Raw genomic sequence first — 21,411 nt, 5'->3', positions numbered from 1 at the left:
TTATTTTCTAAAAAATATTATAAAATATGTCTGATAGTTTATCAACTATCAAACTGAACTTCTTCTAGTAAGTATTCGATAAAGCGTTCGCCCATCTTAGACAGGCTGGTTTTTTCATGCTGGATATAGACTAGTTCAATCGGGTCGTCAATGTCCAGTGGAATAGAAACGATATTGTCTCCGTTGAGGTTGCTGTTCAAAATCCCTGTTGCAATGGTGTAACCATCCAAACCAATCAAGAGATTAAATAGGGTGGCACGGTCACTGACTACGATGGATTTCTTGTGGTGTTCTTGTGAAAGAATCTCTTCTGAAAAGTAGAAGGAGTTGTGCGTCCCTTGGTCATAACTGAGGTAAGGAAAATCTTCCAAATCAGCTAGTTTAACCTTGTCTTTTTTGGCCAGAGGGTTGGTCTTGCTGACAAAGATATGGGGCTGGGCTGTGAAGAGGTGATGGGCCAAGAGGTGGTTATCATCCAGCATTTTAGTCAGTACGTCACGGTTGTAGCTGTTTAAAAAGAGGACACCGACCTCACTGCGGAAGTTCTTGACGTCATCGATAATCTCCCAAGTTCGAGTTTCACGAAGGAAGAGCTCGTATTTTTCCATATCACTTTTCTTGAGCAGAGAGACAAAGGCATTAACTACAAAAGCATAGTGTTGAGAGGAAACGCTAAAGAGTTCGCGGTGGGCGACAGGATTTTTATAGCGTTCTTCGAGAAGCTGGGTTTGCTCGACAACTTGACGGGCATAGGAGAGAAACTCCATCCCATCACGGGTCAAGGTAATGCCCTTGGGATTGCGGATAAAGATTTCAATACCCATTTCATTTTCCAAGTCTCGAACGGCATTAGAGAGACTGGGTTGGGTGATAAAGAGTTGCTTGGCTGCTTCATTCATAGAGCCAGTTTCGACGATTTTGATAATATAGTGTAATTGTTGAATTCTCATGTTTTTATTGTACCACACTTGGTGAAGAATGAGCAAAGAAGATGAAGGGAAGAGAGGAAAGCCCCAAACTGGTATTGAAAAAAAGTCTAAAATCTGTTAGAATGAAAGCTATGAAAACATTCTATGATGTGCAGCAATTTCTCAAACAGTTTGGCATTATTGTCTATGTAGGGAAGCGCTTGTATGATATTGAACTGATGAAGCTCGAACTCTCTCGGATCTATGATGCCGGTCTGATGGACAAGCTCGACTATCTAGAGGCGGAAGCTGTTCTTCGCAGAGAGCACAAGATAGAATTAGACTACATAGAGAAAAATGGAGATAAGAACTTATGACAATTTGGATTGTTTGGGGAATTGTACTAGCGATGGCGTCCTGGATGGGTTATAACTACCTTCGTATTCGTCGTGCGGCTAAGATTGTGGACAATGCAGAATTTGAAGCCTTGATTCGAAAAGGGCAATTGATTGATGTCCGTGAACCAGCAGAATTTCACAGAAAACATATCCTCGGAGCTCGCAATATTCCTTCAAATCAGTTGAAGTCAAGTCTTGCAGCCCTTCGCAAGGATAAACCTGTCCTTCTCTACGAAAACCAACGTGGACAACGAGTGACCAATGCAGCACTTTATTTGAAAAAACAAGGTTTCTCTGAGATTTATATCCTTTCTTATGGACTGGATTCTTGGAAAGGGAAGGTCAAGACAAGCTAACATTCTATTAAAAACTGTTGAATGATAGATAAAACTAGCATTTTATGGTATCATCATTTATATTAAATTTAAGGAGATTTTGTAATATGAATTCACAACAAAAGAAAAAACCTTCACTTATTTTAGGTATCTTATCTATCGTCCTTGGTTTGCTATCTCCAATAGTGGGTCTGATTTTGGGGATCATAGGATTGGTTTTGGCTTTTTCATACCAAAAAGAATCTGGACTAGACTATAAAACAGAAAAAATTCTCAACATCGTAGGACTTGTAGTTTCTGTTCTGAACTGGATTCTAGCAATCGCAATAGTTTTTAGATAAGCAAAAAACAAAAAAGCTTTAAATTTAAAGCTTTTTTATTTTATCGACTCATCTCTAAGTAGTTTTTAATGATTTCCAATTCCTCTGGATTCAAGGGACGGTATTGCCCTTCTGCTAGTTCTGGGTCTAAAGTGAAGTCACCGAACTGAACTCTTTTTAAGGCAGTCACCTTGACACCAACTGAGAGAAACATCTTCTTGACTTGATGAAATTTGCCCTCAGAGATAGTGATGGAGGCCTGGCTCTCTGTTGGGCTTGCGTCTAGAATTTCAAGTTTTGCTGGTTTACAAGTGGTTCCGTCTAAAAAGACGATTCCTTCCTTAAACTGCCGGATATGATCTGGTGTGAGCGGTCCGTTTACTACCACTTGATAGGATTTATCGACATGGTACTGGGGATGGAGGAGCTGAAAACCAAGAGGTCCATTGTCTGTCAGAAGGAGCAGTCCCGTCGTATCGCAGTCTAGTCTGCCGATAGCATAGAGCTGGTCAGACTGGATGTCAGGTGGAAGGAGGTCCATGACGGTTGGGAGTTTCTTATCCTTGCTAGCTGTAACGACTCCGTTTGGCTTATGAAGCAGGAGGTAGTTGTGCTCGTAGCCTTGGATTTGTCGTCCTTGAAAGACTAATTTTTGCAATCCAGTATCGACATTTTGAGCGAGTGAACTGGCTGGACAATCGTCCACTAGGATTTCTTTTTTTAATAGAGCCTGTTTCATAGCCTTGCGACTGACCTTTTCTTGGGCTAATAATCTATCTAAACGCATACCAGCTTATCTTATCATAAGTCTCTGACTTTGAAAAGAGTTGCCTTGACTAGAAAAGCAGAGTGAAAACATTTACACTTAGCTGAACTGTGATTTTTGAATGAGACTGTGGTATAATTGTTCAGTTAGAAATAAAAATTTAAAATATTAGAGGAAATCATGACAAAATTAAGAGAAGATATCCGTAACATTGCGATTATCGCCCACGTTGACCACGGGAAAACAACCCTCGTTGACGAATTATTGAAACAATCTGAAACTCTTGATGCACGTACTGAATTAGCAGAGCGCGCTATGGACTCAAACGATATCGAAAAAGAGCGTGGAATTACCATCCTTGCGAAAAATACAGCCGTTGCTTACAACGGAACTCGTATCAACATCATGGACACTCCAGGACACGCGGACTTCGGTGGAGAAGTTGAGCGTATCATGAAAATGGTTGACGGTGTTGTCTTGGTCGTAGATGCTTACGAAGGAACCATGCCACAGACTCGCTTCGTATTGAAAAAAGCCTTGGAACAAGACCTTGTCCCAATCGTTGTTGTCAACAAAATCGATAAACCATCAGCTCGCCCAGCAGAAGTAGTGGACGAAGTCTTGGAACTTTTCATCGAGCTTGGTGCAGATGATGACCAGCTTGACTTCCCTGTGGTGTATGCTTCAGCTATCAACGGAACATCTTCCTTGTCAGATGATCCGGCTGACCAAGAAGCTACGATGGCACCAATCTTTGACACGATTATCGACCATATCCCAGCTCCAGTAGACAACTCAGATGAGCCTTTGCAGTTCCAAGTGTCACTTTTGGACTACAATGACTTCGTTGGTCGTATCGGTATCGGTCGTGTCTTCCGTGGTAGTGTGAAAGTTGGGGACCAAGTTACCCTTTCTAAACTAGATGGTACAACGAAGAACTTCCGTGTTACAAAACTTTTCGGTTTCTTTGGTTTGGAACGTCGTGAAATCCAAGAAGCTAAAGCAGGTGATTTGATTGCCGTTTCAGGTATGGAAGACATCTTTGTCGGTGAAACGATCACTCCGACAGACGCTGTTGAAGCACTTCCAATCCTACACATCGATGAGCCAACTCTTCAAATGACTTTCTTGGTCAACAATTCACCATTTGCTGGTAAAGAAGGTAAATGGGTGACTTCTCGTAAGGTGGAAGAACGCTTGCAGGCAGAATTGCAAACAGACGTTTCCCTTCGTGTTGACCCAACGGACTCACCAGATAAATGGACTGTTTCAGGTCGTGGAGAATTGCACTTATCAATCCTTATCGAAACCATGCGTCGTGAGGGTTATGAACTTCAAGTATCTCGTCCAGAAGTTATCGTAAAAGAAATCGACGGTGTAAAATGTGAGCCATTTGAACGTGTTCAAATTGATACTCCAGAAGAATACCAAGGTTCTGTTATCCAAAGCCTTTCTGAACGTAAGGGTGAAATGTTGGATATGATTTCAACTGGTAATGGTCAAACTCGTTTGGTCTTCCTTGTTCCAGCGCGTGGTTTGATCGGATACTCAACTGAGTTCTTGTCAATGACTCGTGGTTATGGTATCATGAACCATACCTTTGACCAATACTTGCCATTGATTCCAGGTGAAATTGGGGGACGTCACCGTGGTGCCCTTGTTTCCATTGATGCTGGTAAGGCAACAACATACTCAATCATGTCTATCGAAGAGCGTGGTACCATCTTTGTCAACCCAGGTACTGAGGTTTACGAAGGAATGATCATCGGTGAAAACTCTCGTGAAAACGACTTGACAGTTAACATCACTAAGGCGAAGCAAATGACCAACGTCCGTTCAGCTACTAAGGACCAAACAGCGGTTATCAAGACACCTCGTATCTTGACACTTGAAGAGTCTCTTGAGTTCTTGAACGATGATGAGTACATGGAAGTAACGCCTGAGTCTATCCGTTTGCGTAAACAAATCCTTAACAAGGCAGAGCGTGAGAAAGCTAACAAGAAGAAAAAATCAGCTGAATAAGAGCTAGAAAGAGATAAAGATGGTCTATTTAATCATAGGGATACTCTTATTACTACTCTATGTATTTGCGACACCCCAAAGTATCAAAGGAACAGTTAACATCGTTATCTTGGTCTTTGTAGTTGTTGCACTCTTGATCTTGCTGATGTTGTCCATCTTGCAAATCTTCCAATTACCGACAGAATTCTTTGTCACAATAGCCATGCTGGTCCTAGCCTACTTTAGCTTGAGAGACATTACGCTCATGCCTGTAAAAAAAGGTAAGAGAAGATAATAGAAGAAGCTGGGCAATGACTCAATTTGAGGAGAAGATCCAGTAAATTTTTCCATGATAAAACGCATAATATCAAGGTTTTTGAATGCCTGATATTATGCGTTTTTATGATTTTGAAGACTTTTTGAGCGATCTATTAGAAAGTGGATACTCTTACAATTATTTTGGAAATAATTTAATTTCTGATTTAACGTATATTTTCTCAGAAAGGGCTATTATTCCAATTTTTCCAAGGGTAGTCTTATTTTGGACCGAAAGAAAAAGATTGAAGAAATCGTCCAAAATGAACTTTTCTTCAATCTGGAGGTTCGTACCTCTTTTTTTATTTCTTCTTATGATTTAATATTGCATTGAGGACAATGGCAAGTAGGCTGGCTACGACGATTCCGTTTGAGAAGAACATTTGGAAGGCTGTTGGCATGCTGACGAAGAGATTACTATTGTTGAGTCCGACACCTGCAGCGATGGATACAGCTGCGATAAGGAAGTTGTGTTCATTGTTAGCAAAGTCAACGCGGGCGAGGATTTGCATCCCTTGAAGGGAAACAAAACCAAACATCACCAGCATGGCCCCTCCAAGAACAGGGCTCGGAATGATTTGAGCTAGGGCACCAAACTTAGGTAGGAGTCCAAGGAGGACTAGGAAACCAGCTGCATAGTAGATTGGCAGACGGGTTTTGATACCTGATAATTTAACCAGACCAACGTTTTGTGAAAATCCTGTGTAAGGGAAGGTGTTAAAAATTCCTCCGAGAAGTACGGCCAGACCTTCTGCACGATAACCGTTGCGAAGGCGCGTGCTGTCGATTGGGTCATTAGTAATATCTGACAAGGCTAGGTAAACACCAGTGGATTCAACCATAGAAACCGTTGCAATGATACACATCATGACAATAGAGGAGATTTCAAAAGTTGGCACCCCAAAGTAGAGGGGAGTTGGGACATGGACTAGTGGTGCTGCCGCAACAGGGGAGAAATCAACCAAGCCCATAGTAGCAGCAATGGCAGTTCCAACAACCAGACCAATCAAAATGGAGATAGACTTGATAAATCCTTTGGTAAAGATGTTAATCAAGAGGATAATTAGAACAGTGATAACTGCAAGCAAGAGACTTTGACCAGTTGGCTCTGGAACATTATTTCCCATATTTCCAATAGCAACAGGAATCAAGGTCAATCCAATCGTGGTAATAACAGATCCTGTTACGATAGATGGGAAGAGATTGGCAACTTTTGAGAAAATGCCTGAAATCAGAACCACATAAATCCCTGAAACGATAAGGGCACCAAACATAGCTCCGCTACCGTGGCTTTGTCCGATCATAATCAAAGGAGCAACGGATTGGAAGGCAACTCCAAGAACGACTGGTAGTCCAACACCAAAGTATTTGTTGAGTTGGAGTTGGAGGAAGGTGGCCACCCCACACATGAAGATATCTGTGGAGATTAAGTAGGTCAAATGCTCAGCTGAATAGCCAAGAGCTGTCGCAATCATGATAGGAACCAGGATAGAACCTGAGTACATGGCTAGTAAGTGCTGTAAGCCAAGAACGGCTGCTTGTGAATGTTTTTCTTGTTTTTGCATTAGAGATCTGCCTCCTTAAATACGACCTGACCATTTTCGAAACGATCCAAGCGAGCGAGTGATAGGACTGGGTAGCCGGCTTTCTCGAGCAAGTCACGACCATCTTGGAAGGATTTTTCGATAACAATTCCGATAGCTTCGACTTTTGCTCCGGCCTGTTCGATGATTTGGATCAATCCTTTGGCAGCTTGTCCATTGGCTAGGAAATCATCGATAATCAAGACCTTGTCCTCAGGTGATAGGAATTTCCCAGCGATGGAAACCGTGCTCGTCACCTGCTTGGTAAAGGAGTAAACCTCAGCAGTTAAGATGCCTTCGTTCATAGTGATGTTTTTAGCTTTCTTTGCGAAAATCATGGGAACATCTAAGGCTTCAGCTGTAAAAACAGCTGGGGTGATCCCTGAAGCTTCAATCGTTACAACCTTGGTAATGCCAGCAGACGCGAATTTTTCCGCAAAAACCTTACCAATCTCCCGCATCAAACGATAGTCAACTTGGTGGGTTAAAAAGGAATCTACCTTGAGGATGTTGTCACCCAAGATATGCCCATCCTGAAGGATGCGCTCTTCTAATAATTTCATAAGACCTCCTAAAGTCTAAAAGATGCTTCATTTGCTTGTTTAGAGTTTCTAGCAAGAAATAGAAAAAGGACCTACTTAATCCTCTAAGTAAGTCCCCAAAATAGGCATGGCCAAAACTATACCTTCAGCTGACATACTCATTGTTAGGTGTTACGGCACCTTGTAGAAACGTCGTGCCAATTCACGACATAAACAAGTAAAATGGTACTATTATCAAACGCAATAGCGTTAATGTCATTATTTTACACTAAATAGCTTTAGAAATCAAATATTTTGTTAGTGTTTTAATGAAAAAACGAACAAAAAAAGAAACCTACAAGACGATACAGTATTGTAGGTTTCGAATATTCTATTCGCTAAATCTTAAAAAATAACCATCAGGATCCAAAATCGCAAATTCATGAGGGTAAATAAAGCTATCTCCCACTCGAAATTCTCTTTTGGTCAGCGGACGATGGATAGGATAGTCAGCTTCCAGCAGTTTTTGGTGGAGCTGAGGGACATCTTCAATGCCAAAGGAAATATTGACACCGCGCCCGAAAGGATAGGTTAGTTGGGCTAATTCTTCTGTGCTGCCTTCTTCTAGCATAAGTTGGCAGTCTTCAAGCGAGAGGAAGAGAAATTTCTCCTCTGGACGCTCGTATTCGACAGAAAATCCCAGCAAGTCGCAGTAGAAGTGGCGTGACTTTTCGAGGTCAGATACTACAAATTCAGGAATGACAGCTTGATAGTCCATTAGCTTTCTCCTTAGAGCTCAATCTCCATGACAATGGGTGTGTGGTCTTGGCGCGCACCAGAGTCAATCATATCAGACTTGGTCACCTTGTCAACTATGCGGTTGCTAGTGAGCCAGTAGTCGATTCTCCAGCCTGTATTGTTGATTTTAGAAGTCTTGCTGCGTTGTGCCCACCAAGTGTAGCGCTCTGTGATATCACCGTGAATATGACGGAAGGTGTCGGTGAATCCAGTTGCCAAGAGATTGGTAAATCCAGCACGTTCCTCGTCGGTAAATCCTGGGGAACGGCGGTTGCTGGCAGGATTTGCAAGGTCGATTTCCTTGTGGGCTACGTTGTAATCACCTGTAGCAAGGACTGGTTTTTCTTTGTCTAGTTCAGCCAAGTATTCAGCATATTTCACATCCCAGACTTGGCGTTCTTCCAAGCGTTTGAGGCCATCACCAGCATTTGGTGTGTAAACTTGGGTCACGAAAAATTCATCAAATTCTAGGGTGATGATACGGCCTTCAGAATCCATGGTAGAAGGGGCACCGATTTCTGGGAAGCTGATAGTAGGTGTAAGTTCTTTCTTATAGAGGAACATGGTTCCAGCATAGCCTTTACGGGCAGGTTCTTGGGAAGAGCGCCACGTGTTTTCGTAGCCTGGGAAGAGTTCTTCTAAAATTTCCAAGTGTTTCTTTGTAGGACCCTTGGCAGAAAGCTTGGTTTCTTGGATAGCAATGATATCAGCATTTTCAGCGACCAAGGTTTGGAGGACTTCTTGGGACAATTTGGCACGAGCTGAGTCACTAGTTAGGGCTGCATTGAGGGAATCAATATTCCATGAGATAAGTTTCATAAAGTTACCTTTTTCATTCAGATTATAGATTTTATTATACCAAAAAAAGGTCTATTTCCCCAACGTATGGCTTAAAAAATCACTCTCTTTCGTTTATAATGAAGAATGATTTTATGAAAGGGAGTGAAAATAAATGAAATTTTACTCATATGACTATGTACTTAGCCAAATCAGTCAGCAAAATGGAATCATGATTGGCTTTGGGATTGTGCTCCTAGCTATCACAGGATTTTTTGCTTTTAAAGCCTATCGAGATAAAAAGTGGACTAAGTTTCGGGAATTGGTCATGATTTTGGCCTTGACCTTGGTAGCCATGCTTTTGGTAACAATCTCAAAATACCAGACCAATCAAGCCTCTAACAACCAATTTCAAACTTCCCTTCATTTCATAGAGGTTGTTTCCAAAGACTTGGGAGTGGATAAATCAGAAGTTTATGTCAATACTTCTGCAGCCACTGATGGAGCACTTATCAAGGTAGGTTCAAATTTCTATCGTGCCATGAACGGGAGCCAACCAGACAAGTATCTTTTAGAGAAATTAGAATTGCATCAAACAGACGCTATTGAATTGGTGGAGGTAAACAAATGACACTCAATTATATGGAAATTTTAATCAAACTGGCCTTGGGTCTTTTCTCTCTTGTTTTTGTTATTAATGTGACAGGAAAGGGGAATCTAGCACCTAACTCTGCTACAGACCAAATTCAGAACTATGTACTCGGGGGGATCATCGGTGGGGTGATTTACAATAGTTCAATCAGCATTCTGCAGTACGCAGTGATTTTGATGATGTGGACGATTTTGGTCTTGACCCTCAAGTGGCTCAATAACAATGTTCGTTTTGTCAAACGCTTGATTGATGGAAAACCAACTCTCCTTATCAAAAATGGGCAGATTGACCCAGAAGCCTGTCGTTCAGTTGGTTTATCAGCAGCGGACGTAGCACTTAAGCTCCGTAGCCAAGGAATTTTCCAGATGAAACAGGTCAAACGAGCTGTGCATGAGCAAAATGGCCAACTCATCGTGGTCCAAATGGGAGATGAAAATCCTAAGTATCCAGTTGTGACTGACGGTGTGATCCAAGTCGATGTTTTGGAATATATTGACCGTAGCGAAGAGTGGTTGCTTGATAATCTCAGCAAACAAGGGCATGACAATGTGGCCAATATCTTTATCGCTGAGTATGACAAGGGTGCCGTCACAGTTGTAACCTATGAATAAGAAAAACCTGGGGTCTTGTACTCTTCAAAAATCAAATTCAAACTGCGTCAACGTCGCCTTGCCGTATGTAGGTTACTGACTTCGTCAGTTCTATCTACAACCTCAAAGCAGTGCTTTGAGCAACCTGCGGCTAGTTTCCTAGTTTGCTCTTTGATTTTCATTGAGTCTTGGCCTCAGGTTTCCATTTGCAATCAGAAAGGGATTTTATGTCCATTATTCAAAAACTCTGGTGGTTTTTCAAGTTAGAAAAGCGCCGTTATCTAGTCGGGATTGTGGCCTTGGTCTTGGTTTCCGTCCTTAATCTCATTCCCCCCATGGTTATGGGACGGGTGATTGACGCCATCACTGGGGGACAATTAACCCAACAGGACCTGATTTTGAACCTCCTTTATCTGCTTTTTGCAGCTTTGGGTATGTACTATCTACGCTATGTTTGGCGCATGTATATCCTTGGAACTTCCTACCGTTTGGGGCAGATCATGCGGTCTCGCTTGTTTGAGCATTTCACAAAAATGTCGCCAGCCTTTTATCAGACCTATCGGACGGGGGACCTGATGGCACACGCTACCAATGATATCAATGCCCTAACTCGTCTCGCAGGTGGCGGAGTCATGTCAGCAGTGGATGCTTCCATCACGGCTCTGGTGACTTTGCTGACCATGCTTTTTAGCATTTCATGGCAGATGACCTTGGTTGCCATTCTTCCCTTGCCTTTTATGGCTTATGCGACTAGTCGTCTAGGGAGAAAGACCCATAAGGCCTTTGGCGAATCACAGGCTGCCTTTTCTGAGCTCAATAACAAGGTGCAGGAGTCTGTATCGGGTATCAAAGTGACCAAGTCTTTCGGTTATCAGGCGGACGAGCTGAAGTCCTTTCAGGAAGTCAATGAATTGACCTTCCAAAAGAATCTGCAAACCATGAAATATGATAGTCTCTTTGACCCTATGGTTCTGCTTTTTGTTGGTTCATCCTATGTTTTAACCCTCTTGGTCGGTTCCTTGATGGTTCAAGAGGGGCAGATTACGGTTGGCAATCTAGTCACCTTTATCAGTTATTTGGATATGCTGGTCTGGCCTCTTATGGCCATTGGCTTCCTCTTTAATATCACTCAGCGAGGAAAGGTTTCTTACCAACGGATTGAGGATCTTTTATCTCAGGAATCACCTGTACAAGATCCTGAGTTTCCTTTAGATGGTATAGAAAATGGACGTTTGGAATACGCCATTGACAGTTTTGCCTTTGAAAATGAGGAGACACTGACGGATATTCACTTTAGTTTGGAAAAAGGGCAAACTCTGGGCTTGGTTGGTCAGACAGGCTCTGGAAAAACGTCCTTGCTCAAACTCCTCTTGCGTGAATACGATGTGGATAAGGGAGCCATTTATCTAAATGGTCATGATATTCGGGACTATCGTCTGACAGACCTTCGTGGTCTCATGGGCTATGTCCCTCAGGATCAGTTCCTCTTTGCGACCTCTATCTTAGACAATATCCGCTTTGGCAATCCTAACTTGCCCCTTTCAGCGGTCGAGGAAGCGACTAAACTAGCTCAAGTATATCAAGACATTGTAGACATGCCTCAGGGATTTGATACAGTTATCGGTGAAAAGGGAGTCAGTCTTTCTGGTGGGCAAAAGCAACGTCTGGCCATGAGTCGAGCTATGATTTTAGATCCTGATATCTTGATTTTAGATGATTCCTTGTCAGCCGTGGATGCCAAGACAGAGTATGCGATTATCGACAATCTCAAGGAGACGCGGAAGGACAAGACAACCATTATTACAGCTCATCGTCTCAGTGCAGTTGTCCATGCAGATCTGATTTTGGTTCTGCAAAATGGTCAAATTATCGAACGGGGCACGCACGAAGAACTGCTAGCCCTAGATGGCTGGTATGCCCAAACCTACCAGTCTCAGCAGTTGGAAATGAAAGGAGAAGAAGATGCAGAATAAGAAAGAACAATGGGCTGTATTGAAGCGCTTGATGTCCTATCTCAAGCCATATGGCCTCCTGACCTTTTTGGCACTCAGTTTTCTCCTCGTGACTACAGTCATTAAAAGTGTCATTCCCCTTGTGGCTTCCCACTTTATCGACCAGTACCTCAGCAATCTTAATCAACTGGCCGTGACCGTTTTGCTGGCCTACTATGGTCTTTATATCCTGCAAACTCTGGTCCAGTATGTCGGGAATCTTCTCTTTGCGCGGGTGTCCTACAGTATTGTTAGGGATATTCGTCGCGATGCCTTTGCCAATATGGAGAAACTGGGCATGTCTTATTTTGACAAGACGCCAGCAGGTTCCATCGTCTCTCGTTTGACCAATGATACCGAGACCATCAGTGATATGTTTTCAGGGATTTTATCCAGCTTTATTTCAGCAGTTTTCATCTTTCTGACAACTCTGTATACCATGTTGGTGCTGGATTTTCGTTTGACAGCTTTAGTCTTGCTCTTTCTACCCTTGATTTTTCTGTTGGTCAATCTCTACCGGAAAAAGTCAGTGAAAATCATCGAGAAAACCAGAAGTCTCTTGTCAGATATCAATAGTAAGCTGGCAGAGAATATTGAGGGAATCAGGATTATCCAGGCCTTTAATCAAGAGAAGCGCCTGCAGGCAGAATTTGATGAGATTAACCAAGAACACTTGGTCTATGCCAACCATTCTGTAGCCTTGGATGCCCTCTTTTTGAGACCTGCCATGAGTTTGCTGAAACTCTTAGGCTACGCCGTTTTGATGGCTTACTTTGGTTACCGTGGTTTTTCTATCGGGATAACGGCAGGAACCATGTATGCCTTTATCCAGTATATCAATCGTCTTTTTGATCCCTTGATTGAGGTGACGCAAAACTTTTCAACCCTTCAAACATCCATGGTATCTGCAGGCCGTATTTTCGCCTTGATTGATGAGAGGACCTATGAGCCTCTTCAAGAAGATGGGCAAGCTAAAGTCAAAGAAGGCAATATCCGTTTTGAACATGTCTGTTTCTCTTATGATGGCAAACACCAGATTCTGGATGACATTTCCTTTTCAGTTAAGAAGGGTGAAACCATTGCCTTTGTAGGGCATACAGGTTCAGGAAAATCATCGATTATCAATGTCCTCATGCGCTTTTATGAATTTCAGTCAGGCCGAGTTCTCTTGGATGGGGTGGATATCAGGAACTACAGTCAGGAAGAGCTGAGAAAAAACATCGGGCTAGTCTTGCAGGAACCCTTCCTCTATCACGGGACCATCAAGTCCAATATCGCCATGTATCAAGATCTTAGTGATGAAGAGGTCCAGAATGCGGCTGCCTTTGTCGATGCAGATTCCTTTATTCAGGACCTTCCTCTGGGTTATGATGCACCTGTGTCTGAGCGTGGTTCGAGCTTCTCTACTGGCCAGCGCCAGCTTCTTGCCTTCGCTAGAACAGTCGCCAGTCAGCCTAAAATCCTGATTTTGGATGAAGCGACAGCCAATATTGACTCTGAAACAGAAAGTTTGGTTCAAGATTCCCTAGCTAAGATGAGACAGGGTAGGACGACCATTGCTATTGCTCATCGCCTTTCGACCATCCAGGACGCCAACTGCATTTATGTCTTGGACAAGGGGCGTATCATCGAGAGTGGAACCCATGAGGAACTCTTGGCCTTGGGAGGAACCTATCATAAGATGTATAGCTTGCAGGCAGGGACCATGTCCTAATAAGAATTCCTCCAAATTACAGCTTTCTTGCACCGCCTTTTTCATTTTGTGGTATAATGAAAAATGTTGACAAATAGTATAATAAAAACAAAGGAGAAACAGCATGCTGAAATGGGAAGACTTGCCCGTGGAAATGCAATCAAGCGAGGTTGAGTCTTACTACCAGCTTGTCTCTAAAAGGAAGGGTTCGCTGATTTTTAAGCGTTGCCTGGATTGGGTTCTGGCCCTGTTTTTGCTACTTTTGACTTCTCCCGTCTTTCTTATCTTGAGCATTTGGATCAAGTTGGATAGCAAGGGACCTGTCATTTACAAGCAAGAGCGCGTGACCCAGTACAACCGTTCGTTCAAGATTTGGAAGTTCCGTACTATGGTAACGGATGCGGATAAAAAAGGAAGTCTGGTGACTTCTGCTAACGATAGCCGCATTACCAAGGTTGGAAATTTCATCCGCCGTGTGCGCTTGGACGAACTGCCTCAGCTGGTCAATGTCCTTAAAGGCGAGATGTCCTTTGTAGGCACAAGACCTGAGGTGCCACGCTACACGGAGCAGTATAGTCCTGAAATGATGGCGACCTTGCTCTTGCCAGCAGGGATTACCTCTCCAGCCAGTATCAACTACAAGGATGAGGACACCATTATCAGTCAAATGACGGAGAAAGGTCTGTCAGTTGACCAGGCCTATGTCGAACATGTTCTTCCTGAAAAGATGCGCTATAACCTTTCTTATCTCCGAGAGTTTAGTTTCCTTGGAGACATCAAAATCATGTTTCAAACCGTGTTTGAAGTACTAAAATAAAGTAGTCATAAGAAAATGAGTACAGATAAAAGGAGCAAATCAATGCCAAATTACAATATTCCATTTTCACCACCTGATATTACCGAAGCTGAAATTGCTGAAGTAGCCGATACCCTTCGTTCTGGTTGGATCACAACAGGACCTAAGACAAAAGAACTGGAGCGTCGCTTGTCCCAATACACACAGACACCTAAGACTGTCTGCCTCAACTCTGCGACAGCCGCTCTTGAGTTGATTTTACGTGTTTTGGAAGTGGGCCCTGGTGATGAAGTCATCGTTCCAGCTATGACTTACACAGCTTCATGTAGTGTCATCACTCACGTAGGTGCGACACCCGTCATGGTGGATATCCAAGCAGATACGTTTGAGATGGACTATGACTTGCTTGAGCAAGCCATTACTGAAAAGACTAAGGTGATTATTCCAGTAGAGCTTGCAGGGATTGTTTGCGACTATGACCGTTTGTTCCAAGTCGTGGAGAAAAAACGTGACCTCTTTACAGCTGCTAGCAAGTGGCAAAAAGCCTTTAACCGTATTGTCATTGTCTCAGATAGCGCTCATGCTTTGGGATCTACTTACAAAGGACAACCAGCTGGTTCTATTGCTGACTTTACTTCCTTCTCATTCCATGCCGTTAAGAACTTTACAACGGCAGAGGGAGGAAGTGCGACTTGGAAAGCCAATCCAGCAATTGACGACGAAGAAATGTACAAGGAATTCCAAATCCTTTCCCTTCATGGTCAAACCAAAGATGCTCTTGCCAAGATGCAACTGGGTTCATGGGAATACGATATCGTAACGCCGGCCTACAAGTGTAACATGACGGATATCATGGCTTCGCTTGGTTTGGTACAATTGGACCGTTACCCAGCTTTGCTACAACGTCGTAAGGATATCGTGGATCGTTATGATCGTGGTTTTGCTGGTTCTCGCATCCATCCATTGTCGCACAAGACTGATACTGTCGAATCAAGTCGCCACCTCTACATCACCCATGTAGAAGGTGCCAGTCTAGAAGAGCGTAATCGTATTATCCAAGAATTGGCCAAAGCAGGAATTGCAAGTAATGTACACTACAAACCACTTCCTCTCTTGACAGCCTATAAGAATCTTGGTTTTGATATGGCAGATTATCCAAAAGCCTATGCCTTCTTTGAAAATGAAATTACGCTTCCTCTTCATACAAAATTAAGCGATGAAGAAGTTGATTACATCGTTCAGACTTTGGTGAGAATTTCTGAAGAAATCCTCNGTTCTGGAAAAAAATCATAAAAAAATCTTGACAAAAAGCGGACAATAGCATATAATATTCTCAACAAATCAGAAAAGTAACTATTTTTGATCTTCAGGGAGCCTGTGGTGATTGTGAACAGGTGGTTAGAAGTAGTGAAAGTGGGCTGATTTAAAAAATGAATTTGAAACAATGAAAATTCGGTGCGCACACCTTACAGTGCAACTTGTTGTTAGACAAGGCAGAGATGTAAAGGGGAATAGTCCCTTTATAATTGAGGTGGCACCGCGTTACCAACGCCCTCACACAGATTGTTTTCTGTGTGTGGGCTTTTTTCATATCTTTAAATTAATACTGAAAGAGGAAAAATTTTATGACAACTAAAGGATATTTTGGACAATTTGGTGGAAGTTTTGTACCAGAGCCGATTCAGGCTTTGCTGGATGAGTTGGAAGTGACATTTGACAAGTACAAGGATGATCCAGAGTTTTTGGCAGAATTTCGCCATTACTTGAAGGACTATTCAGGTCGCGAAACACCGCTTTATTTTGCGGAAAGTTTGACAGATCACCTAGGTGGGACTAAGATTTATCTCAAGCGCGAAGACCTTAACCACCTGGGTTCTCACAAGCTTAACAACGTTTTAGGGCAAATCCTTCTTGCCAAACGTATGGGCAAAAAACGAGTGATTGCGGAAACAGGAGCTGGTCAACACGGTGTTGCGACAGCAGCGGCTGCAGCCAAGTTTGGTATGGCTTGTGATGTCTACATGGGAGCAGAGGATGTGGAACGTCAACGTCTCAATGTTTTCCGCATGGAGATGATGGGAGCGACCGTTCACGCGGTTGAAACTGGGACACGAACTCTCAAGGATGCGGTCGATGCAGCCTTTGGAGCATGGATAAATGACCTTGAAGCCTTCTACGTTTTGGGATCTGCTGTAGGCCCTCATCCTTATCCTACCATTGTTCATGAATTCCAAAAGGTCATCAGTGAAGAATCTCGTCGTCAAATCTTAGAAAAAGAAGGCCGTTTACCAGACTACGTCATTGCCTGTGTAGGTGGTGGTTCTAATGCCATCGGTGCTTTTTCACAGTATGTGGCTGATGAAGAAGTCAAATTGGTTGGGGTCGAAGCTGCTGGTCACGGACTTGATACAGACAAGCACGCAGCCACTATGACAAAAGGTAGTGTCGGAATTGTCGATGGTATGAAGACTTATGCAGTCTTTAAGGAAGATGGAGAGCTGGCGCCAGTTTACTCTATCTCAGCTGGTTTGGACTATCCAGGCGTTGGCCCAGAACACGCCTACTTTAAAGATTCTGGTCGCGTGGAATATGTGGCAGCGACAGATGAAGAAGCTGTTCAAGCCATGCTCCTTCTCAGCAAGACAGAAGGGATTATCCCAGCGATTGAAAGTTCGCACGCTATCGCAGAAGCAGTCAAACGTGCACCGAAACTTAGTAAGGATGACATTATCATCATCAATGTCTCTGGTCGTGGAGACAAGGACGTAGCTGCTATTGCAGACTACCTAGAAGCTAAAAAATAAGAGATACGTTTTGCAAGCAACCAAACAGGAGTAAAAACAATGATATTATTGATTGATAACTATGATTCCTTTACCTACAATCTCGCTCAGTATATTGGAACCTTTTCTTCTGTTGAGGTATTGAGAAACGATGATTCTCGCCTCTATGAGTTTGCAGAAAAGGCGGATGCTCTTGTCTTTTCACCTGGACCTGGTTGGCCGGCTGATGCTGGGAAAATGGAGGAAATGATTCGAGATTTTGCAGGCCGAAAACCAATTTTAGGGATTTGTCTTGGACATCAGGCCCTTGCTGAGGCATTCGGTGGAAAACTCGGCTTAGCTACCAAGGTCATGCACGGTAAACAAAGTCAGCTACAATTTGAAGCTCCATCCATTCTCTATGATGGAATAGAGAACAAATGTTCAGTCATGCGTTACCATAGTCTTATGGTGGAGGAATTACCTGAAGATTTTGAAGTTACAGCTCGGTCGACGGATGATCAAGTCATTATGGGAATTCAGCACAAGAACCTGCCTATCTACGGTTTCCAGTACCATCCAGAAAGTATCGGCACGCCAGATGGTTTGTCCACTATTCGAAATTTTATTGAGAAAGTAATTTAACTGGAAAATTTCACTTAATTGAAAAGCCCTCCATAAAAGAGAGCAGGATTATCAGAGAATTACTAGCTTACCAAAAATAATCAAACAAGCAGCCAGTAAGAGGAAAGGCACGAAAGGAAGTCTTTCCTTTTTCTTTTGCAGGAGAAAGGCTATAATCCCCGTCGCAGAAGCAAACTGGATTAAGATGAGTAGTTCTGTCGCACTAAAGACTAGGGAACAAGAAGCTAAAAAGAGAAAATCACCTGCTCCTATACGGATGTCGATAAAATGAGCCATGATTCCGAGAACAAGGAAGAAGACCATGACTAGATTCCAACCAGAGCAGGCCATGAGGATTAGGTGGAAAGTCAGCCAGACTAGTAAGGGATATTCCTGATGGCGAAAGTCGTAGATGCCTAAGGTCAAGCCAGCAGTGATTAGGATGACTTGACCCAAGGAAAGAAAGTCCCAAGACCAAGCTAGAAAGAGTAACCCTAAGCCTAGTTCAAAGAGGGCATACCAGAATGGATAGCGAATCTTGCAGTAGCGACAGCGAAAGCGATTAACCACCTGCGAAAGGATAGGAATCAAATCTAGCGGACGCAAGCGAGTCTGACAGGAATCGCAGTGACTAGCTGGACTGATAATGGATTGCTCAGGAAAACGGTCAATAACCAAACCAAGAAAGGAAGCGAAAATGCTCCCAACAAGAAAAAAATAAAAATCAATCATACTTATCTATTCGTAAAAAATAGAAGAAGTAGTATAATGGAGAAACATAGATAAGATGGTGAGGTCAAGATGATGATTCGTTTTGAAGAAAATATGAGCACAGAAAATGCTCAGCTCGTATGCCAATGGTCTAACTCTCTTGGCAAATCCTTTCAAGAACAATGGATGGGAACAATGATTCCTTTTCCCTTAACAATTCAAATCTTGCAAGATTTGGAAGGAATCTTTTCAATCTTTGATGGACAAGAGTTTGTGGGGCTTATCCAGAAAATCAGGCTAGAAGACAGGAATCTTCATATCGGGAGATTTTTTATCAACCCCCAGAAACAGGGACAGGGCTTAGGTAGCCAGGCTTTAAGAAAATTTGTTAGTTTGGCCTTTGAAAATGAAGACATAGACACTATTTCTCTAAATGTCTACGAGGCAAATCAAAGAGCTTACAAGCTTTACCAAAAAGCAGGATTTGAAATCGTTCAAATGGTTGAAGTACCTATACGAAAATACATCATGAAAAAGGGGAGATAGAAAGTAAAAAAAGCCTTGATTCCAAGGCTTTTCTTATTGAAAATTTCTTTTAACGAAAATTGGGAAGGTGTTTAGAATCTGATCTACAAAAAAAGAGGACCATAAATGTCCTCTTTTTGACTACTATAGATAAAAAGGTCAATTAACGTTTAGCCTTATTTTTCATCTTTGTGAAGCATGTTTTTGACACCTTCAATAGCGCCTTCGACAGCGTCTTTAGCATCTTCAGCAACTTCTTTTACTTTAGATACTACTTTTTCAGCTGCACCTTCTTTTTCCATTTTTTCATCGCCGATCATTTTGCCGACACCTTCTTTAATGGAACCTTTTGCTTGATTTAGTTTTTCTTCTGTTGACATAATTCTGCCTCCTTTAAATTGATTGATTTTGATTAGATGAATTAGTGTACGCGAGCATTTTCCTTTGTTTCGCCCTTAACAGCTTCAACACCTTCGCCGACTTTTTCTTGAACTGTAGCGACACCTGACCCGATACCAGATTTCACTTTTTCAAATTGTTCTGAAGCAAATTCTCCTGTTGAAGAAGCCACGTCAGTTACTCGGTCTTGGAGGCTAACTGAATCTGCTTCATGCTGTTCTTTTGTTTTGATGTCAACAACATTGACGTTGACTTCAACAACTTCTAGATCAGTCATTTTTGTAACTTGTGATACGACAACATCTTTGATTTCTTTATACAAAGCTGGAACATTCTTTTGGTATTCAACAACAATGTTCAAGTCAACTGCAACTTGTTCTTTCCCAACTTCAACATTGACACCGCGTGTTACGTTATCAGTATTGATAATTTTTTCTGTTAGATTAGAGAAGAATCCTCCATCCACATCCAAAAGTCCAGGTACTTTTTCAAGTGAAAGACCAATGATTTTTTGGATGACTTTATCTTCATAAGTGAGTTCCCCTTTAACATCTTGAGAAACAACAGTGGTATCTTTTTTTTCTACATTTTTATCTACGTTTGACATACGAGACTCCTTTATTTATTTAAATATTTTTCCTTAACATAATATCCAGCAAATGCCCCTAAGCCTCCACAAATTAGTACAAATAGTGTTTTGAAAAAGCCAAAGGATAAGATAAAGCAAGCGAGAATGACACCTACTAGACCTGCAATAATTGGATACTGATATTTTTTAAACCATTCCATATTTTACTTCCTTACTTCACACGACTAAGAGACTTTTTAGTTGATTTTTGAGGGTTATATTCCTTGACTGAAACTCGCAGACCTACCTCTTTATCAATGCCAAAGAACCGCTTTAATCCATGAGTTATTTCATTCTGAATGAATTGACATCTACTCGAGATGTTTTCTGAAGGAAGAATTGTGCCTTCAACATAAACGAAACATTTATTTTTACGGCTATTTACTTGGACTTTAGGATCTTTCATAAATCTATGATCAATCACTAAGCAGCGCACAAAGCTTTCGATAGCCGAATTTCTAAGTTTTAACGTATCTTTTTTTTCTGCTAGCTGAATTTCTAAATATTGTTTAGGATAGAAGAGTATCACTAATATTAGAATTAAAACTAAAGCAGATAGGACAAGTGTTCCCCAAAAGATATATCTAGAAATTACGAATTCAAGATAAAGCTGTCTCCAGCTAAATAATTGAATTCCTAAATCACTGACTTCATGATAATCTATGAGAATAGGAAGGAAAATAGTCAAGATTAAAATACAGAAAATAAGTAACAGTATTTTCTTTGAGTTTGACATATTAAATCCTTTCAATAAAAAGTTTTAAACTATAATCTTACCCGTCTAAAATATTTAAAATTATAGCTCAGTACTTATGTCTACTAGGTGAATTTTATTTTTTTCCTAGTAGGAATGAAACGACAGCAACAACAATCACTGCACCTGCAATTGACGGAATAATAGACATTCCAGCTAAGGAAGGACCCCAACTTCCAAAAAGTGATTGCCCAACAGATGAACCTATAAGTCCTGCAAAGATGTTAGCAATTACTCCCATTGAACCACCTTTTTTAGTGATTGCACCTGCGATGAGACCGATAAGGCCTCCTACAATAATAGACCACAACATAGCGTATCCTCCTTTTCTATTTCTAAATCAAAGAATCAATTCCTTTGATTAAGTTAATTATATAACATTTAAATATGGAAAGATAATAATTTGTCTTAAATTCCCTACTGTAAACATGTACTCTAGATACATATAAATAAGAAAAGCTTGATTCTACTGAGTTTCTAAGTGATTAGACTAGTCTTTTTGTAGTAAGCAAAAGTCGTTGTAAGATGATAAATATGCTTTATTATATGGTATAATTGCATAAA

The 21,411-nt window shown here is 41.8% G+C and carries 26 protein-coding genes, 1 riboswitch and 1 other annotated feature; of the genes, 14 read left to right on the top strand and 12 right to left on the bottom strand.

The features are described from left to right. Positions 1-41 precede the first annotated feature (41 nt). A complete protein-coding gene (locus D8802_RS02635; RefSeq protein WP_001222585.1) occupies positions 42-950 on the bottom strand; it encodes a LysR family transcriptional regulator in 909 nt (302 codons plus the stop codon). Positions 951-1,051: 101 nt separating this feature from the next. On the opposite strand from D8802_RS02635, the gene D8802_RS02630 reads away from it, so the two are divergent. The 3 genes from D8802_RS02630 to D8802_RS02620 all read left to right on the top strand — a co-directional run bounded on the left by D8802_RS02630 (position 1,052) and on the right by D8802_RS02620 (position 1,982). Further along, positions 1,052-1,285 carry a YqgQ family protein gene (locus tag D8802_RS02630; protein ID WP_002874361.1) on the top strand — a complete coding sequence of 78 codons (234 nt, stop codon included), beginning with the start codon at positions 1,052-1,054 and terminating at the stop codon, positions 1,283-1,285. Further along, on the top strand, positions 1,282-1,662 hold the full coding sequence (locus D8802_RS02625) for a rhodanese-like domain-containing protein (RefSeq protein ID WP_125394682.1): 381 nt from the start codon (positions 1,282-1,284) through the stop codon (positions 1,660-1,662). Before D8802_RS02630 ends, D8802_RS02625 begins: the two co-directional genes overlap by 4 nt. 86 nt (positions 1,663-1,748) lie before the next feature. Beyond that, positions 1,749-1,982, top strand: coding sequence for a hypothetical protein (locus D8802_RS02620; protein WP_001088138.1), 234 nt, complete (start codon positions 1,749-1,751; stop codon positions 1,980-1,982). A 40-nt stretch (positions 1,983-2,022) separates the two neighbouring features. On the opposite strand, the gene D8802_RS02615 is transcribed toward D8802_RS02620, so the two are convergent. Then, complete coding sequence (locus D8802_RS02615) at positions 2,023-2,748, bottom strand: 16S rRNA pseudouridine(516) synthase (protein WP_125394681.1); 726 nt, start codon at positions 2,746-2,748, stop codon at positions 2,023-2,025. A gap of 159 nt (positions 2,749-2,907) precedes the next feature. Here D8802_RS02615 and typA point away from each other — a divergent pair, with 159 nt between their 5' ends. Together typA and D8802_RS02605 are read left to right on the top strand one after the other, a co-directional pair. Further along, positions 2,908-4,749: a translational GTPase TypA gene (typA, locus tag D8802_RS02610; RefSeq protein ID WP_000164103.1), complete on the top strand. Its 1,842-nt coding sequence runs from the start codon at positions 2,908-2,910 to the stop codon at positions 4,747-4,749. Between the two features lie 19 nt (positions 4,750-4,768). Beyond that, complete coding sequence (locus tag D8802_RS02605) at positions 4,769-5,023, top strand: DUF3165 family protein (protein ID WP_000262667.1); 255 nt, start codon at positions 4,769-4,771, stop codon at positions 5,021-5,023. Positions 5,024-5,345: 322 nt separating this feature from the next. Here the strand turns inward: D8802_RS02605 and D8802_RS02600 are convergent, their stop codons facing one another. From D8802_RS02600 to D8802_RS02585, 4 genes are all read right to left on the bottom strand, one after another. Beyond that, complete coding sequence (locus D8802_RS02600) at positions 5,346-6,608, bottom strand: nucleobase:cation symporter-2 family protein (protein WP_125394680.1); 1,263 nt, start codon at positions 6,606-6,608, stop codon at positions 5,346-5,348. Continuing rightward, complete coding sequence (locus tag D8802_RS02595) at positions 6,608-7,189, bottom strand: xanthine phosphoribosyltransferase (RefSeq protein ID WP_125394679.1); 582 nt, start codon at positions 7,187-7,189, stop codon at positions 6,608-6,610. The genes D8802_RS02600 and D8802_RS02595 overlap by 1 nt, the downstream gene beginning before the upstream one ends. Before the next feature lie 120 nt (positions 7,190-7,309). Continuing rightward, a riboswitch (purine riboswitch) is annotated at positions 7,310-7,405 on the bottom strand. 133 nt (positions 7,406-7,538) lie between these two features. Beyond that, positions 7,539-7,925, bottom strand: a complete 387-nt coding sequence (locus D8802_RS02590; RefSeq protein ID WP_020901633.1) for a bleomycin resistance protein — start codon at positions 7,923-7,925, stop codon at positions 7,539-7,541. Between the two features lie 11 nt (positions 7,926-7,936). Then, on the bottom strand, positions 7,937-8,764 hold the full coding sequence (locus D8802_RS02585; protein WP_125394678.1) for an exodeoxyribonuclease III: 828 nt from the start codon (positions 8,762-8,764) through the stop codon (positions 7,937-7,939). 133 nt (positions 8,765-8,897) lie between these two features. Here D8802_RS02585 and D8802_RS02580 point away from each other — a divergent pair, with 133 nt between their 5' ends. The 8 genes from D8802_RS02580 (at position 8,898) to D8802_RS02545 (ending at position 17,851) form a co-directional block, all read left to right on the top strand. Continuing rightward, positions 8,898-9,353, top strand: coding sequence for a DUF3290 family protein (locus D8802_RS02580; RefSeq protein WP_125394677.1), 456 nt, complete (start codon positions 8,898-8,900; stop codon positions 9,351-9,353). Next, positions 9,350-9,985, top strand: coding sequence for a DUF421 domain-containing protein (locus tag D8802_RS02575; RefSeq protein ID WP_125394676.1), 636 nt, complete (start codon positions 9,350-9,352; stop codon positions 9,983-9,985). Before D8802_RS02580 ends, D8802_RS02575 begins: the two co-directional genes overlap by 4 nt. A 206-nt stretch (positions 9,986-10,191) precedes the next feature. Beyond that, positions 10,192-11,937, top strand: coding sequence for an ABC transporter ATP-binding protein (locus D8802_RS02570; protein ID WP_125394675.1), 1,746 nt, complete (start codon positions 10,192-10,194; stop codon positions 11,935-11,937). Further along, positions 11,927-13,669, top strand: coding sequence for an ABC transporter ATP-binding protein (locus tag D8802_RS02565; protein WP_125394674.1), 1,743 nt, complete (start codon positions 11,927-11,929; stop codon positions 13,667-13,669). Before D8802_RS02570 ends, D8802_RS02565 begins: the two co-directional genes overlap by 11 nt. Before the next feature lie 103 nt (positions 13,670-13,772). Further along, positions 13,773-14,465: a sugar transferase gene (locus D8802_RS02560; protein WP_125394673.1), complete on the top strand. Its 693-nt coding sequence runs from the start codon at positions 13,773-13,775 to the stop codon at positions 14,463-14,465. Positions 14,466-14,507: 42 nt separating this feature from the next. Next, complete coding sequence (locus D8802_RS02555; RefSeq protein WP_185758181.1) at positions 14,508-15,737, top strand: DegT/DnrJ/EryC1/StrS family aminotransferase; 1,230 nt, start codon at positions 14,508-14,510, stop codon at positions 15,735-15,737. Positions 15,738-15,777: 40 nt separating this feature from the next. After that, positions 15,778-16,003: a binding site (T-box leader), on the top strand. A gap of 66 nt (positions 16,004-16,069) precedes the next feature. Continuing rightward, positions 16,070-17,248, top strand: a complete 1,179-nt coding sequence (gene trpB, locus D8802_RS02550) for a tryptophan synthase subunit beta (protein WP_125394671.1) — start codon at positions 16,070-16,072, stop codon at positions 17,246-17,248. A 39-nt stretch (positions 17,249-17,287) separates the two neighbouring features. Further along, positions 17,288-17,851, top strand: coding sequence for an aminodeoxychorismate/anthranilate synthase component II (locus D8802_RS02545; RefSeq protein WP_125394670.1), 564 nt, complete (start codon positions 17,288-17,290; stop codon positions 17,849-17,851). 51 nt (positions 17,852-17,902) lie between these two features. Here D8802_RS02545 and D8802_RS02540 read toward each other — a convergent pair whose 3' ends face one another. Next, positions 17,903-18,562, bottom strand: a complete 660-nt coding sequence (locus D8802_RS02540) for a prepilin peptidase (protein WP_125394669.1) — start codon at positions 18,560-18,562, stop codon at positions 17,903-17,905. A 69-nt stretch (positions 18,563-18,631) separates the two neighbouring features. Between D8802_RS02540 and D8802_RS02535 the strand changes: the two genes are divergently transcribed. Continuing rightward, positions 18,632-19,087, top strand: coding sequence for a GNAT family N-acetyltransferase (locus tag D8802_RS02535; RefSeq protein ID WP_125394668.1), 456 nt, complete (start codon positions 18,632-18,634; stop codon positions 19,085-19,087). A 155-nt stretch (positions 19,088-19,242) separates the two neighbouring features. On the opposite strand, the gene D8802_RS02530 is transcribed toward D8802_RS02535, so the two are convergent. From D8802_RS02530 to D8802_RS02510, 5 genes are all read right to left on the bottom strand, one after another. Next, positions 19,243-19,446: a CsbD family protein gene (locus D8802_RS02530; protein WP_000102420.1), complete on the bottom strand. Its 204-nt coding sequence runs from the start codon at positions 19,444-19,446 to the stop codon at positions 19,243-19,245. 41 nt (positions 19,447-19,487) lie between these two features. Next, positions 19,488-20,072, bottom strand: coding sequence for an Asp23/Gls24 family envelope stress response protein (locus D8802_RS02525; protein WP_125394667.1), 585 nt, complete (start codon positions 20,070-20,072; stop codon positions 19,488-19,490). 11 nt (positions 20,073-20,083) lie between these two features. After that, positions 20,084-20,254 carry a DUF2273 domain-containing protein gene (locus D8802_RS02520; RefSeq protein ID WP_045616759.1) on the bottom strand — a complete coding sequence of 57 codons (171 nt, stop codon included), beginning with the start codon at positions 20,252-20,254 and terminating at the stop codon, positions 20,084-20,086. Positions 20,255-20,265: 11 nt separating this feature from the next. Further along, positions 20,266-20,829: an alkaline shock response membrane anchor protein AmaP gene (gene amaP, locus D8802_RS02515; RefSeq protein ID WP_125394666.1), complete on the bottom strand. Its 564-nt coding sequence runs from the start codon at positions 20,827-20,829 to the stop codon at positions 20,266-20,268. 94 nt (positions 20,830-20,923) lie between these two features. After that, positions 20,924-21,160: a GlsB/YeaQ/YmgE family stress response membrane protein gene (locus D8802_RS02510; protein ID WP_084946313.1), complete on the bottom strand. Its 237-nt coding sequence runs from the start codon at positions 21,158-21,160 to the stop codon at positions 20,924-20,926. Positions 21,161-21,411: the final 251 nt, after the last annotated feature.

The sequence above is a fragment of the Streptococcus oralis genome (assembly GCF_003943395.1).
Lineage (GTDB): Bacteria > Bacillota > Bacilli > Lactobacillales > Streptococcaceae > Streptococcus > Streptococcus oralis_BF.
The sequence above is the reverse complement of the archived record's forward strand: the minus strand, read 5'-3'. Positions and strand labels throughout refer to the sequence as shown.

Bases quoted from the DNA above. Each gene is read 5' to 3' on its own strand.
- D8802_RS02635 (WP_001222585.1), bottom strand. From the start codon at position 950: ATGAGAATTCAACAATTACACTATATTATCAAAATCGTCGAAACTGGC.
- D8802_RS02630 (WP_002874361.1), top strand. From the start codon at position 1,052: ATGAAAGCTATGAAAACATTCTATGATGTGCAGCAATTTCTCAAACAG.
- D8802_RS02625 (WP_125394682.1), top strand. From the start codon at position 1,282: ATGACAATTTGGATTGTTTGGGGAATTGTACTAGCGATGGCGTCCTGG.
- D8802_RS02620 (WP_001088138.1), top strand. From the start codon at position 1,749: ATGAATTCACAACAAAAGAAAAAACCTTCACTTATTTTAGGTATCTTA.
- D8802_RS02615 (WP_125394681.1), bottom strand. From the start codon at position 2,748: ATGCGTTTAGATAGATTATTAGCCCAAGAAAAGGTCAGTCGCAAGGCT.
- typA (WP_000164103.1), top strand. From the start codon at position 2,908: ATGACAAAATTAAGAGAAGATATCCGTAACATTGCGATTATCGCCCAC.
- D8802_RS02605 (WP_000262667.1), top strand. From the start codon at position 4,769: ATGGTCTATTTAATCATAGGGATACTCTTATTACTACTCTATGTATTT.
- D8802_RS02600 (WP_125394680.1), bottom strand. From the start codon at position 6,608: ATGCAAAAACAAGAAAAACATTCACAAGCAGCCGTTCTTGGCTTACAG.
- D8802_RS02595 (WP_125394679.1), bottom strand. From the start codon at position 7,189: ATGAAATTATTAGAAGAGCGCATCCTTCAGGATGGGCATATCTTGGGT.
- D8802_RS02590 (WP_020901633.1), bottom strand. From the start codon at position 7,925: ATGGACTATCAAGCTGTCATTCCTGAATTTGTAGTATCTGACCTCGAA.
- D8802_RS02585 (WP_125394678.1), bottom strand. From the start codon at position 8,764: ATGAAACTTATCTCATGGAATATTGATTCCCTCAATGCAGCCCTAACT.
- D8802_RS02580 (WP_125394677.1), top strand. From the start codon at position 8,898: ATGAAATTTTACTCATATGACTATGTACTTAGCCAAATCAGTCAGCAA.
- D8802_RS02575 (WP_125394676.1), top strand. From the start codon at position 9,350: ATGACACTCAATTATATGGAAATTTTAATCAAACTGGCCTTGGGTCTT.
- D8802_RS02570 (WP_125394675.1), top strand. From the start codon at position 10,192: ATGTCCATTATTCAAAAACTCTGGTGGTTTTTCAAGTTAGAAAAGCGC.
- D8802_RS02565 (WP_125394674.1), top strand. From the start codon at position 11,927: ATGCAGAATAAGAAAGAACAATGGGCTGTATTGAAGCGCTTGATGTCC.
- D8802_RS02560 (WP_125394673.1), top strand. From the start codon at position 13,773: ATGCTGAAATGGGAAGACTTGCCCGTGGAAATGCAATCAAGCGAGGTT.
- trpB (WP_125394671.1), top strand. From the start codon at position 16,070: ATGACAACTAAAGGATATTTTGGACAATTTGGTGGAAGTTTTGTACCA.
- D8802_RS02545 (WP_125394670.1), top strand. From the start codon at position 17,288: ATGATATTATTGATTGATAACTATGATTCCTTTACCTACAATCTCGCT.
- D8802_RS02540 (WP_125394669.1), bottom strand. From the start codon at position 18,562: ATGATTGATTTTTATTTTTTTCTTGTTGGGAGCATTTTCGCTTCCTTT.
- D8802_RS02535 (WP_125394668.1), top strand. From the start codon at position 18,632: ATGATGATTCGTTTTGAAGAAAATATGAGCACAGAAAATGCTCAGCTC.
- D8802_RS02530 (WP_000102420.1), bottom strand. From the start codon at position 19,446: ATGTCAACAGAAGAAAAACTAAATCAAGCAAAAGGTTCCATTAAAGAA.
- D8802_RS02525 (WP_125394667.1), bottom strand. From the start codon at position 20,072: ATGTCAAACGTAGATAAAAATGTAGAAAAAAAAGATACCACTGTTGTT.
- D8802_RS02520 (WP_045616759.1), bottom strand. From the start codon at position 20,254: ATGGAATGGTTTAAAAAATATCAGTATCCAATTATTGCAGGTCTAGTA.
- amaP (WP_125394666.1), bottom strand. From the start codon at position 20,829: ATGTCAAACTCAAAGAAAATACTGTTACTTATTTTCTGTATTTTAATC.
- D8802_RS02510 (WP_084946313.1), bottom strand. From the start codon at position 21,160: ATGTTGTGGTCTATTATTGTAGGAGGCCTTATCGGTCTCATCGCAGGT.